Raw genomic sequence first — 12,448 nt, 5'->3', positions numbered from 1 at the left:
TGAAGGTTAGGACAATATTAAGTCCCCGTGAATCAGCGACGGGTATCGGGCAACCGGTACCCGTTTTCAGTTTAAGCGCTGTAACTTGCAGTCTGAATTCTGAAACTGAAATCCGCGACCCGGCCTTTATCAACCCTATCAACCTTATTAACGCTATCAACTATAAAAACATGCATTCTGCAAAAGCAAAATATATCAGTGAACTGCTTAATACCGAAAACGATCACCTGAAGAAGCTGAATGAGATCGTTTTACAGTCTATTGAACAGGAGAAGTTGCTATTGGAGAGCCTTTCGCAACAGCAAGTCACCGAAAAGCTTAGTTTTGGCCAGCGGCTGGCCGATAAGGTGGCCCGCTTTGGCGGAAGCTGGAAGTTCATTACCTGGTTTGCGGCCCTGTTGATTTTATGGATAGGTTTTAACCTGCTGATTGTGAGCCGCGACCGGTTCGACCCCTATCCTTTTATCCTGCTCAACCTGCTGCTCTCCTGCCTGGCGGCCATTCAGGCCCCGGTGATTATGATGAGCCAGAACCGGCAGGAAGAAAAGGACCGCAAACGCAACGAGAACGACTATGTGGTGAACCTGAAAGCAGAGATCGAGATCAGGACCCTGCACCAGAAAATAGACCTGCTGATGCAGGAACAATTTAAAAAACTGATAGAATCGCAGGCCGAGCAGATTAAGTTATTGCAAAGTATCATCAGGGAAAATACGAAGCACAATGGGAATGATAAGGGAGGAAAGGCATAAAGGCAACCAGGCAACGAGCTGTTCGCGGCAAGGGAAATCCACCTTCTCCCGATGCCTTGTTGCCTTGTTCCCTTGTTGCCTGGGTACTAAAAACAAAAACGCCGCCCACCCGGAGCGACGTTTAAACCCTAAAGAAACCGACCTAGTTTAATTCTTTTTATTGTGGTGCATTCCGCCAGCATGGTGAGTGGTGTCGGAAGCCTTTTTTGGTTCTTTTACATGAGCAGGTTTTGTACCTGTTGAATCTTTCTTTGGGTGATGTTGTTGAGCCATAGTAACATATCCAGTCATTAAAGCTAAACCTGCGAGTAACACAACTTTTTTCATTAGTGAATATTGAAGGTTGTTTGGGAATGATTTGACGGTGTGAAAGTATTCAAATGTGCTACCCGGGGAAAATTTTTTGGGCTGCTTAACTGGTGATTAACAATCTCCCATAATCCGTAACTTTCCTTAACATCCGTTTAACCAGATTACAAAAATTGTAAGCATAATGGATAGCAAATTTGCTAACAGGAGTTTATCAGAATTTATGCGTTCATCAACACTCAGATGGCTGGTGCTTTTAGCCAGCATTTTAATAATGCTGATAATTGCCGTTCAGTTGTTCTGGCTGAATAAAGTGTATTCATTCGAGCAAAAAACTTTTAATACAAACGTTGTAAAAAGTATCCGGGGCCTTTACGAAGACATCGATCTTGCCGACACCCGCTCCAACCATTTACAGGACTTAATTGAACACCCAAATACCGATTATTATTTGTTCAGGGTAGAGAACTATTATCCCGAAGACAGCATTGCCTCTTACCTGAAACATGAACTGAACGATTTTGATGTGCTCACCGATGCCTACCTGGGTTATTACAGTGCCGGCAATAGGGATTATACCTACACAAAATACATCAATGCAGCAGCTTCGCGGTATAGTTCGGAAGGTATTAACCTTTCGGTATATCACCGTAACCATAGTTACCTGATGCTGTATTTTCCCCACCGCAACAAATACGTGCTGCAGCAGATGAATTTCTGGTTTATCAGCAGCGCCATTTTGTTTGTAGTATTGATTGGGTTGGCGGTGATCCTGTTCTTCTTTTACCGGCAACGGTTCCTGGCCGAGGTGCAGAAGGATTTCGTGAACAATTTCACCCATGAATTTAAAACCCCGCTGGCGGTAATGAAAATTTCGGCCGAGGTGTTGCTGAATGATAAAATTGCTACCCAGCCTGATCGTTTGCGTAAATACGCCACTATCGTTGAGAATCAAACCCAGCACCTGCAGGAACAGGTAGAGCGCCTGTTACAGATTGCCCGCAGCGACCGGAAAGACCTGCCCATTCAGAAAAAACAGGTGACCTTAAAAGAACTGATAGAACAGGCCGTTGCCAAAATGCAACCACTGATTGACGAGAAAAAGGCAGAAGTGAACATCCCGATAGAAGAAGAACAGAATATTGAATTGTATGCAGACCGGGCGCATTTGGAGTTGGCTGTCGTAAATTTGCTGGAGAACGCCCTTAAATTCTCAGAAAAGCCACACATCATTATTTCAATAGGTCATGAAGATGGAAACATCTACATTTCAGTAAAAGATAATGGCATTGGTATTGAAAAGAAATACCAGAAACGATTGTTCAAGAAATTTTATCGCGTACCCACCGGCGATGTACACAATGTAAAAGGATTTGGATTGGGATTGAACTTTGTAAAAAGGATCATCGACGCCCACCACGGATCCATTAAAATAAACAGCCTGCCTGGTATTGGAACCGAGTTCAGGCTTATTCTTCCAGCATCTGTAAACAGTTGATCATGGCTACAAAAAAAGTTAAAGTACTATTGGCCGAGGACGATATGTCTTTAGGATATGTGATAAAAGACAATCTTCAGGACGCAGGCTATGAAGTAGTGTTATGCCCCGATGGCCAAACCGCTATTGAGAAGTTTGATAAAACCCAATACGACATTTGTTTGCTCGACGTAATGATGCCCAATAAAGACGGGTTTACGGTAGCCCGCAAGATCCGTCAGCAAAGCGATATGGTCCCTATCCTTTTCCTTACCGCTAAATCGATGGAAGAAGATAAAGTAAAAGGGTTTTTGTCTGGCGCCGACGATTACATTACCAAACCCTTCAGCATGCAGGAACTGCTGCTGCGGATGGACGTATTCATCCGCCGGTCAAAAAAACTGCATGCCGACCTGGTGCAGCAGTATTCCATAGGACAAATGAAGTTTTCCTATACCGATCTGAAATTACATACAGCCGCAGAAACTTTTACCCTTACCCAAAAAGAAGCAGACCTGTTGAAGTTTCTGTGCGAGCATGCCAACCACATTTTAAAGCGTGATGAGGTGTTGTTGAACGTGTGGGGCAAAGACGATTATTTTTTGGGAAGAAGTATGGATGTGTTTATGACCAAATTACGCAAGTACTTCAAAGCTGATCCCAATATTATTCTCGAAACCATTCACGGCGTTGGATTCCGCTTCAATGCAGAAGTGAGCTAGCCTTATCAAAATATGCGAATCCTTTCTACCCTTTTTTTACTCACTGTATGTAAGTTTGCTTTATCCCAAACGCCCGGCGATTCCGTAAAGGACCGCGGCTGGAGCTTTCATGGACAGGCAACCTCCATCTGGCAGTACCATCCCGATTTTTCCGCAAACTATACCGGTAAAAACAGTTTACATACATCGGAACCCGGACAGGTTTCCTTTACCAGCACCTTTTTTGCCGGGCGAAGATTGTGGAAGAACGCGAGCATTTATTTTAATCCCGAAGTGGCCGGTGGCAGCGGATTGAGTTCGGCTACAGGTGTGGCGGGCTTTCCCAATGGCGAAACCTTTCGCATAGGCAGTAAACAACTGAAATTGTATGTTGCCCGCCTGTTCCTGGAACAGAAGTTTGCCATTGGTAAAGAAACCAGCTGGGACCCCGACGATTTGAACCAAATACAACAACATACCCCTGCCAGGTACATCTCCATCAGGGCCGGTAAATTCAGCATTGCCGACTTTTTCGACAACAACAGTTACAGCCACGACCCGCGTGAGCAGTTCATGAACTGGAGCCTGATGAGCTATGGCGCCTGGGATTACCCCGCCAACACCCGCGGTTATACTATTGGTGCAGTAGTGGAATATCACACCCCTGAATGGGCGGTTAGGGCAAGCATGACGCAAATGCCAACCTATGCCAATGGCCCTACGCTGGATAATAACATCGGCAAAGCGCATGGCATTACTGTTGAGGGCGAAAAGAACCTCCACATCAACGACCGTTCGGGCATTGTAAGGCTGTTATTATTCCATAACCTGGCCAAAATGGGCAACTATGAAGATGCGGTAAAGAACACCATACCGCCCGATATAGTAGCCGTACGCGGCGATCCGCGCTCAAAGAACGGGTTTGGCGTTTCACTGGAACAAGAGATCACCAGCCAGGCCGGCATTTTTGTACGGGGAAGCTGGAATGATGGCCAAAATGAAACCTGGGCCTTTACCGAAATCGACGAATCCCTGTCCGGTGGCATCGTATGGAATGGCGCAAGCTGGTCCAGAAAGAAAGATGAATGGGGCGCCGCTGTAGTGGTAAACGGTATTTCAGATCCCCACCGCAATTACCTGAAAGCCGGTGGGTATGGTTTTATTATCGGTGATGGCAACCTGAACTATGGCCATGAAGCCATTTTTGAGACCTACTACAAATTCAGCATTCCCGTTATATTTTTATCACTTAGTCCCGATTACCAGTTTGTGTTAAACCCCGCCTACAACAAAGACCGCGGGCCGGTGCACATTATTGGGGTGCGGGCGCATTTGCAGTTGTAAAAATGCAAAGCCCCCTCGGCGGGGGCTCTTATAGCGTCTATTATTTCTGCATACTCTGTAACGTCGCCAGGCCTTTTTTAAGGTCTTCGGCATTCATCACCGGGCTCATTTCCACCCTGGCATTCATATGCATAAAAAAGGGCTCAGAAATGGCGGGCATTTCCGAAGGATCTTTCAGGTCGAATATGATCAGGGCAGTACGATAACCATCCATAGCAGTAAAATAGGCGGCTTCAGGTTTTAATTTTTCCATGGTAGCCTCCATCATTTTGGGAAGAGAACCGTCTTTAATGCCATTGTTGGCAGCAACCACATCCATGGTGACTTTAAGTAGCGTGCGCATGCTTTAAATTTTTAATGGTAATAAATAGTCATACCCATTCTACATGCGCATCATTAATTATCCCCGGATTGCAGAAGTAAGCTGGTACTGAAAAGGCAGGAATAACCAAATATACAATAAAACAACTATATTTTTTTAAACCGCAAAAGAGGTTCCGCAGCCGCAGGTTTTGCTGGCATTGGGGTTATTAAACGTAAAGCCCCGGGCATTTAAGCCATTGGCCCAGTCAATTTGCATCCCCATCAGGTAAATGGCGTGCGATTTATTCATGATAAAGGATTGTCCTTCAAATTCAAACTCGGTATCATCGGCTTGTCTATCATCGAAACCCAGCACATACGACAGGCCGGAACAACCACCACCCTTTACCCCAATCCGCAAAAACTTGGTGGTGTCGAACTCAGGGGCGTTCATCAGGCGGCGGATCTCATTGAGCGCGCCGGCAGTAAAACTCACAGGAACAGCCGTTGTCATTTCCATACTTACATCAATTTTATAAGGCAAATTTACAATAAAAAGAGCTTACCGGGTAGTAACTGGCCGTTGCCGGTTACCAGTAATAAAGGCCAATTCTTTATTCGACCCGGAAACCGGAAAACCGGAAACTGATAACAAAAACAATTAATTCAGCATATTGTTCGTTTCCAGAAGCCTTGTTTATTGTTCTTAAGCAACTTAGTACTAAGAACTGTATTTTTGCTCACCTAAAACCTAATGAATGCTCAGTACCACTGAAATGGTAATTTCAATTGCAATTGCTCTTACGCTTGGCGGCGTTCTGGCTTTTTTATTCTGGAAACAACGTAAAGAGGCTAAAGTGCTGGAGGAACAATACGAGAAAGCAAAAACTGCTCCCCCGGCCACCCAACCGCTTCAATTACAGGCCTATGAACGCCTGATCTTACTGGTTGACCGCATTGCATTGCCCAACGTAATCAGCCGTACCTCCACTGCCGGACTGAGCGCCCGCGATATGCAGCTATTGCTTACCCAAACCATTCGCACTGAGTTTGAATACAATGTTACCCAGCAGATCTATGTATCGCAGCAATCATGGGAAGCGGTACGTAACCTGAAGGACCAGAACATAATGATCGTCAACCAGATCTCTTCATTTTTGCCAGCCGAGGCCACCGGCCAGGACCTTAGCCGCAGCATTCTGGAAATGCTGATGCAATCGCCCAAGGCATCGCTGCACAACGTGGTAGCCGATGTATTGAGCTATGAAGCCAAGAAATTAATGTCATAGTCAGCATCAAGTCCAACAAAAACTACATGTCCAAAAAAGTAACTACCGATAGCGCCATTGAAATAAAAGAAGTGTACACCGCTGCCGATGTACCTGCCTGCGATCGACAGGAAATGCCAGGCCAGTTCCCATTTACCCGGGGCGTACAGGAAGATATGTACCGGGGGAAACTATGGACCATGCGCCAGTATGCGGGGTTCAGCACGGCCGAGGAAAGTAATAAACGGTACCACTATTTGCTTTCCCAGGGGGTAATGGGGCTGAGCGTGGCCTTTGACCTGCCCACCCAGATCGGGTACGACAGCGATCACGCGCTGGCTGAAGGCGAAGTGGGAAAAGTAGGAGTGGCCATCGACAGCCTTGAGGACATGCAAACCCTTTTCAGCGGCATTAAGCTGGAAGAGGTGTCCACCTCCATGACCATCAATGCCACCGCATACATCCTGCTTTCGTTTTATGTAGCCCTGGCCAAACAACAGGGCGCCGATCTGAACAAGATCACCGGTACCATTCAAAACGACATCCTGAAAGAGTATGCGGCCAGGGGGACCTATATCTATCCCCCCCAGCCTTCCATGCGCATCATTACCGACATCTTCGAATGGTGCAGTAAGGAACTGCCTAAATGGAACACCATATCCATTTCGGGCTACCATATTCGCGAGGCAGGCAGTACTGCGGTACAGGAAATTGCCTTTACGTTAAGCAATGGGAAGGCCTATGTAAAGGCCGCGTTGGAAAAAGGGCTCGATATTAATGTATTCGGCCGCCGCCTGTCGTTCTTTTTTAACTCGCATAATAACCTGTTTGAAGAAATAGCCAAATTCAGGGCAGCCCGCCGCATGTGGGCCAGTATAATGAAAGAACTGGGCGCGACTGACCCTAAAGCCATGATGCTGCGTTTTCATACCCAAACCGGGGGTAGCACGTTAACCGCCCAACAACCGCAAAACAACATTGCACGCGTTACCGTACAATCGCTCGCTGCCGTATTGGGTGGCACTCAATCGCTGCACACCAATGGGTTTGATGAGGCATTGAGCCTGCCTACCGAAGAAGCGGCCCGCATTGCTTTACGCACCCAGCAGATCATTGCTTTTGAAAGTGGCGCTGCCGATACGGTTGACCCGCTTGCCGGTTCTTACTACATTGAATCGCTGACCCATGAAATAGAACAAAAAGCCTACGAATTAATAGCTACCATCGACGCTATGGGTGGCAGTGTATCGGCCATTGAAGAAGGGTTCATCCAGGATGCCATTGCCCGCAGTTCGTACGACTATCAACGAAAGATAGAGAGCGGCGAAAAGATCATTGTAGGCGTTAATAAATTTCAAACCACAGAAAAAGATACCACGCCGGTTTTCAGGATAGACGATTCCATTCGCCAGATCCAAACCCAGAAGCTGGCCCAGCTGCGCAATAACCGCAACCCGGCCAAATGCGACCAGGTTTTACAGGGCCTGAGCGACAAAGCAACTGCCGGCGAAAACATTATGCCCACCGTTATTGAAGCAGTTGAGCAAAAGTGTACGTTGGGGGAGATTGCGGATACCTTAAGAGAGGTTTTTGGAGAATATAAATAATTACAGTTTATCAGGTAACAGTTCCAGGTTCCAGGAAACTCTGAACTTTGAACTTGAACCCTGTTACTTGTAACCTGTAACAGTCTCTTTGCACTCGGGCTGCATCAATCATTTACCATACAAACTTCTTACTACTTAAACCCTCTTTACCAACCAGCTTTAAAATATACGTCCCATGCGATAAGGATGGTAAAGTTGTTGTAATCACATGCACGCCGGCATCCAGTTCAAACGGCTGGTGTTGAAGCTCCACGCCATTCATGGTTACAACAGACAGCATGTATGATCCCTTTTCAGAAACCTGTAATGAAGTTACCAGTGATTGACCGGTAAGGTTAGCATAGTTTATAACAAGCTGTTTTGCGTTGTTGTTATTCACCTTAACCAGCCAGGAGAAATAGGTCCAACCGCTGGGTTCGTTTATTTTTATGCGATAGTAGATGGCCGGTGCATTGCCGGGCGCCTGGTTATCGTTGTATTGATATGAACCTGTTGACTGATTCTCCGTTTGCGTAAACCGGTTGAGGGTGGTAAAGTCGGTTCCATTCAGCGACCGTTCTACATTAAACACATTGCCTCCGCCCACATTGGCCATCTGCCACTTCAGGGAAATGGTTTTATCATTGTTGCGTAAGGCCTGCACGCCCGTAAAAGTAAGCGGCAATACTGTTCCTATTCCATTAATGGTAACATTATCCATCACCAAACGGTTCAATCCGCCGCTTGTCACAACGGAATTGTATCCATATAAACGAAAAGTAACACCCGTGGGCCGCATCAAAAAGGCACTGCTCAAATTAACTGTAAAACTCTGAACGGTGGTTGTTAAACTGTTTGAACCAAGATCTGAGGCATAACCATCCACGCTCGAACGCAGGCTCCAGGTCGTAGGGCCTGAACCAGCTGCCGTACCGGTTGTACTGCGTCGCATAGTTAATACAACGTTGGAGATATCGAGCTGATAACCTGTATTGGGAGTTATGGTAAATTCCAGGTATGCAGTGAGATCCGGCGCGCCGGAAGGCCAGCCGCCTTCACCGTAATACACCGTACTGCCATTATATGCTTTGGTGGGGATAGCAGCGCTGAAATCGGCAATAGAAACGGTATTGTTGGTACCACCCGTGCCTGAAGTTGTATTATTGAAATTCCAGTTACCTATTGCTTGTGAAAAACAGGGAATGACTATAAACGCCTGCAGCAGTAAACTACATACATACTTACCAACGGACATAGACCATGCTGGCCTGCCGCCGGTAATGGCGGTTTGGGTAATAGGGACGGGCATCTCGGGACAGTTTTCGGGATTAAAACACTTAATAAACGATAAATATATTTACTTATTACATGTATGTATCTCAATGCTTTATAAACAAGATAAACACTATATACAGTAGATTAAAAATCATATGTTTAGTCCTGTTACAGGCTCATTATTTTTTTCTACATTCAGCAAAATCATCCGGCATGCAGCTAAAACAGTTCAACCAGTGGATCATTCTACCTACCCTTTTGATCTTTGTAACCACCCTACAGGCACAGCAAAATAAGCCCATAACGATCGATAAACAGGCGACGGCCATTCTACCCAAAGTCATTGAGTGGCGGCGCTATTTGCACCAGCATCCCGAGCTCTCCAACCGCGAATACCAGACCGCCCAATACATCACCGATCATTTAAAAAAACTGGGGATGGAAGTACAAACCATGGCAAAAACGGGCGTTGTGGCCATCCTTCGGGGCGGACAACCAGGCCCTGTGGTGGCATTAAGGGCAGATATGGATGCTTTGCCGGTAAAGGAAAGAGTGGAGGTGCCCTTTAAATCAACTGTGCGGGCGGAGTATATGGGCGATACGGTGCCTGTTATGCATGCCTGCGGACATGATAGCCATGTGGCCATGCTGATGGGTGCTGCAGAAATACTGGCATCCGTGAAGAAGGACGTACCCGGCACAGTTAAGTTCTTTTTTCAACCGGCAGAAGAAGGTCCGCCCGGAACAGAAGAAGGCGGCGCGCCCCTGATGGTAAAAGAAGGTTGTATGGATAACCCCAAAGTAGATGCGGTGTTTGGAATGCATATTGAGTCGGATATTGAGGTAGGTAATTTCGAATATAAATCAGGCGCCTTTATGGCTTCGTCTGACTGGTTCACCATAAACATCAAAGGAAAACAAAGCCATGGTTCACAACCCTGGAAAGGTATAGACCCTATTGTGGTGGGAACCGAGATCGTGAATGCGTTGCAAACTATTGTAAGCCGACAATCGGAGTTGACCAAGGCGCCGGTGGTGATTACGGTAGGTAAATTTCATAGTGGCGTTCGGCCGAACATAATTCCTGAAGACGCGGTATTGCAGGGCACCATCCGTACCCTGGATAGTAAAATGCAAAAAGAAACCTTTGACCGCATCCGGAAAATGGCAACCACCATTGCAGACGCCATGGGCGCTAAAGCAGACGTTACATTTGAAAATAAAACACTGGTCACCTACAACGATCCCGTACTGGTAAAAATGATGGTGCCCACTTTGGAAAGAACAGCCGGGAAAGAAAATGTAAGAGAGCGCGAATGGGTAACAGGTTCTGAAGACTTTTCATTTTACGGAGAGAAAGCGCCTTCTTTTTTTGTATACTTTGGCGGTATGCCTAAAGGCGCCGATAAGTCAAAAGCCCCACCCCATCACACCCCGGATTTTTACATTGACGACAGCCGCCTCGATGTAGGTGTTAAAGCGTTTTGTAACTGGGTGTTTGATTATGCGAAAGCCGTAGGCAGTAAAAAATAGAACAACCTTTATGGAATAGCTTAGGGTGTTTATCTTATAAACAAATGTCGAAGTGAATTCACTTCGACATTCAATATTCAACATTCGATATTCAATATTTCTTATGCTTTCTTCTGTTCTTTCGCCCAGGTATCTTTCAACGTAACGGTTCTGTTGAAGACCATTTTATCTTCACTGGTATCTTTATCGAGGCAGAAATAGCCTTTGCGTAAAAACTGGCAGCGGTCGCTGAACCGGATGTTCTTCAAAGAAGGTTCTGCAAAAGCAGTGGTGATAACCTGTAATGAATTAGGATTGATATAATCCTTAAAATCACCTTCTGCGGCTGCAGGGTTCTCTACCCTGAACAAACGGTCGTACAGCCGTACTTCAACGCTAATGGCCTGTGCCACGCTCACCCAGTGCAGGGTACCCTTCACTTTAATATCTGAGGTATCGGCGCCGCTTTTGCTTTCGGGCAGGTATGAACAGTGAATTTCAGTGATATTGCCATTGCTGTCTTTTATCACTTCATCACATTTGATGATATAGGCGCTTTTCAACCGCACCATTTGACCGGGCGCCAGGCGGAAGAATTTCTTGGGCGGGTTTTCCATAAAATCTTCCCGCTCGATGTATAGTTCACGGGTAAAAGGAATTTCCCGGTAAGTAGTATTAGGATCTTCCGGATTGTCTTCGCTTTTTACCATTTCAACCGTTCCGTCGGCCGGATAGTTGGTGAGCACTACCTTCAACGGATCAAACACCACCATGCGGCGCATAGCGATCTTGTTCAGTTGTTCACGCACACAAAATTCAAGCAGCGACACATCGATCATATTCTCGCGTTTGGCAATACCAATACGATCGCAAAACTCACGAATGCTTTCGGGGGTATAGCCTGCGCGGCGTAAACCGGAAATCGTTGGCATCCGCGGATCATCCCAGCCGGTTACAAATTTATCTTCTACCAGTTTCAGCAGTTTTCTTTTGCTGGTAACGGTATAGTTCAAATTACGGCGGGCAAACTCATATTGATGCGATGGGTAAATGCCCAGTTTCTCTATAAGCCAGTCGTACAACTCACGATGGGGTACAAACTCCAGCGTACAAATAGAGTGCGTAATATGCTCAATGGAATCGCTTTGACCATGCGCCATATCGTACATGGGATAAATACACCATTTGTCGCCGGTACGGTGGTGATGCGCATGTTTAATGCGGTACAATACCGGGTCGCGCATCAGCATATTCGTATGCGCCATATCAATTTTAGCACGAAGGGTACGGGAGCCGTCGGGAAATTCCCCGTTCTTCATGCGGGTAAACAGGTCCAGGTTTTCTTCAACAGAACGGGTGCGGTAAGGACTATTCTTGCCCGGTTCGGTATGGGTACCTTTCATGGCCTTGATCTCCTCGGAAGTGGAATCATCTACATAAGCCAGGCCCTTCTGAATAAGCGTAACAGCGAATTCATACATCTGGTCGAAGTAATCAGAGGCGTACAGTTCATTTTTCCATTCAAAACCCAGCCAGCGCACATCATCCTTTATGCTTTCTACATAATCTGTTTTCTCTGTTTCGGGATTGGTATCGTCGAAACGGAGGTTGGTATAGCCGGGGTACTTTTGGGTAAGCCCGAAGTTTAAACAGATGCTTGAAGCATGGCCAATATGTAAATAGCCATTGGGTTCGGGTGGAAAACGGGTAGCAATGGTGGTATACCTGCCCGATTTCAGATCCTCTTCAATGATCTCTTCCAAAAAATTCAAACTTTTCTCTTCCGGTGTGTTGATCTCTGCCATAGCTCAATAAATTGAATATGGCAAATTTACAAAATTCTGGCGTGTAAGCGGAGGCTTAAATGAACAGTTCTCGCAGGCAGGAAGCTTTTTTAGGGGGAGGGTCTACCGGCGTGCCT

At 46.2% G+C, this 12,448-nt stretch carries 12 protein-coding genes; 7 read left to right on the top strand and 5 right to left on the bottom strand.

The features are described from left to right. The first annotated feature begins 170 nt into the window (after positions 1–170). Positions 171–752, top strand: coding sequence for a DUF1003 domain-containing protein (locus tag NIAKO_RS04915; protein ID WP_041348004.1), 582 nt, complete (start codon positions 171–173; stop codon positions 750–752). A gap of 147 nt (positions 753–899) precedes the next feature. Here the strand turns inward: NIAKO_RS04915 and NIAKO_RS04910 are convergent, their stop codons facing one another. Next, positions 900–1,079 (bottom strand): hypothetical protein, encoded by a 180-nt coding sequence (locus NIAKO_RS04910; protein ID WP_041346345.1) that lies wholly within the window; start codon positions 1,077–1,079, stop codon positions 900–902. A 205-nt stretch (positions 1,080–1,284) separates the two neighbouring features. On the opposite strand from NIAKO_RS04910, the gene NIAKO_RS04905 reads away from it, so the two are divergent. From NIAKO_RS04905 to NIAKO_RS04895, 3 genes are read left to right on the top strand one after another with little or no spacing between them, the layout of a single operon-like run. Next, positions 1,285–2,559: a sensor histidine kinase gene (locus tag NIAKO_RS04905; protein WP_165761292.1), complete on the top strand. Its 1,275-nt coding sequence runs from the start codon at positions 1,285–1,287 to the stop codon at positions 2,557–2,559. A 2-nt stretch (positions 2,560–2,561) separates the two neighbouring features. Beyond that, on the top strand, positions 2,562–3,260 hold the full coding sequence (locus NIAKO_RS04900; RefSeq protein WP_014217289.1) for a response regulator transcription factor: 699 nt from the start codon (positions 2,562–2,564) through the stop codon (positions 3,258–3,260). Between the two features lie 12 nt (positions 3,261–3,272). Continuing rightward, a complete protein-coding gene (locus NIAKO_RS04895; protein WP_014217288.1) occupies positions 3,273–4,583 on the top strand; it encodes a carbohydrate porin in 1,311 nt (436 codons plus the stop codon). A 40-nt stretch (positions 4,584–4,623) separates the two neighbouring features. On the opposite strand, the gene NIAKO_RS04890 is transcribed toward NIAKO_RS04895, so the two are convergent. Next, positions 4,624–4,926 carry a hypothetical protein gene (locus NIAKO_RS04890; protein ID WP_014217287.1) on the bottom strand — a complete coding sequence of 101 codons (303 nt, stop codon included), beginning with the start codon at positions 4,924–4,926 and terminating at the stop codon, positions 4,624–4,626. Between the two features lie 135 nt (positions 4,927–5,061). Then, positions 5,062–5,406 (bottom strand): HesB/IscA family protein, encoded by a 345-nt coding sequence (locus NIAKO_RS04885; protein WP_014217286.1) that lies wholly within the window; start codon positions 5,404–5,406, stop codon positions 5,062–5,064. A 238-nt stretch (positions 5,407–5,644) separates the two neighbouring features. Here NIAKO_RS04885 and NIAKO_RS04880 point away from each other — a divergent pair, with 238 nt between their 5' ends. Then, complete coding sequence (locus NIAKO_RS04880) at positions 5,645–6,175, top strand: DUF7935 family protein (RefSeq protein WP_014217285.1); 531 nt, start codon at positions 5,645–5,647, stop codon at positions 6,173–6,175. A gap of 26 nt (positions 6,176–6,201) precedes the next feature. After that, on the top strand, positions 6,202–7,761 hold the full coding sequence (locus NIAKO_RS04875) for an acyl-CoA mutase large subunit family protein (protein ID WP_014217284.1): 1,560 nt from the start codon (positions 6,202–6,204) through the stop codon (positions 7,759–7,761). A 112-nt stretch (positions 7,762–7,873) separates the two neighbouring features. Here NIAKO_RS04875 and NIAKO_RS36390 read toward each other — a convergent pair whose 3' ends face one another. Beyond that, positions 7,874–9,049: a hypothetical protein gene (locus tag NIAKO_RS36390; RefSeq protein WP_014217283.1), complete on the bottom strand. Its 1,176-nt coding sequence runs from the start codon at positions 9,047–9,049 to the stop codon at positions 7,874–7,876. 179 nt (positions 9,050–9,228) lie between these two features. On the opposite strand from NIAKO_RS36390, the gene NIAKO_RS04865 reads away from it, so the two are divergent. Beyond that, positions 9,229–10,548 carry an amidohydrolase gene (locus tag NIAKO_RS04865; RefSeq protein ID WP_014217282.1) on the top strand — a complete coding sequence of 440 codons (1,320 nt, stop codon included), beginning with the start codon at positions 9,229–9,231 and terminating at the stop codon, positions 10,546–10,548. A 101-nt stretch (positions 10,549–10,649) separates the two neighbouring features. Here NIAKO_RS04865 and NIAKO_RS04860 read toward each other — a convergent pair whose 3' ends face one another. After that, positions 10,650–12,332, bottom strand: coding sequence for a glutamine--tRNA ligase/YqeY domain fusion protein (locus NIAKO_RS04860; RefSeq protein WP_014217281.1), 1,683 nt, complete (start codon positions 12,330–12,332; stop codon positions 10,650–10,652). Between the last annotated feature and the right edge of the window lie 116 nt (positions 12,333–12,448).

This window comes from Niastella koreensis GR20-10 (assembly GCF_000246855.1).
Classification (GTDB): domain Bacteria; phylum Bacteroidota; class Bacteroidia; order Chitinophagales; family Chitinophagaceae; genus Niastella; species Niastella koreensis.
This window is presented reverse-complemented; position numbering and strand designations above follow the sequence as displayed.

Excerpts from the sequence above, each read along its gene's own strand:
- NIAKO_RS04860 (WP_014217281.1), bottom strand. The coding sequence starts at position 12,332 with ATGGCAGAGATCAACACACCGGAAGAGAAAAGTTTGAATTTTTTGGAA.
- NIAKO_RS04875 (WP_014217284.1), top strand. The coding sequence starts at position 6,202 with ATGTCCAAAAAAGTAACTACCGATAGCGCCATTGAAATAAAAGAAGTG.
- NIAKO_RS04905 (WP_165761292.1), top strand. The coding sequence starts at position 1,285 with ATGCGTTCATCAACACTCAGATGGCTGGTGCTTTTAGCCAGCATTTTA.
- NIAKO_RS36390 (WP_014217283.1), bottom strand. The coding sequence starts at position 9,049 with ATGCCCGTCCCTATTACCCAAACCGCCATTACCGGCGGCAGGCCAGCA.
- NIAKO_RS04890 (WP_014217287.1), bottom strand. The coding sequence starts at position 4,926 with ATGCGCACGCTACTTAAAGTCACCATGGATGTGGTTGCTGCCAACAAT.
- NIAKO_RS04895 (WP_014217288.1), top strand. The coding sequence starts at position 3,273 with ATGCGAATCCTTTCTACCCTTTTTTTACTCACTGTATGTAAGTTTGCT.
- NIAKO_RS04915 (WP_041348004.1), top strand. The coding sequence starts at position 171 with ATGCATTCTGCAAAAGCAAAATATATCAGTGAACTGCTTAATACCGAA.
- NIAKO_RS04865 (WP_014217282.1), top strand. The coding sequence starts at position 9,229 with ATGCAGCTAAAACAGTTCAACCAGTGGATCATTCTACCTACCCTTTTG.
- NIAKO_RS04900 (WP_014217289.1), top strand. The coding sequence starts at position 2,562 with ATGGCTACAAAAAAAGTTAAAGTACTATTGGCCGAGGACGATATGTCT.
- NIAKO_RS04880 (WP_014217285.1), top strand. The coding sequence starts at position 5,645 with ATGCTCAGTACCACTGAAATGGTAATTTCAATTGCAATTGCTCTTACG.
- NIAKO_RS04885 (WP_014217286.1), bottom strand. The coding sequence starts at position 5,406 with ATGGAAATGACAACGGCTGTTCCTGTGAGTTTTACTGCCGGCGCGCTC.
- NIAKO_RS04910 (WP_041346345.1), bottom strand. The coding sequence starts at position 1,079 with ATGAAAAAAGTTGTGTTACTCGCAGGTTTAGCTTTAATGACTGGATAT.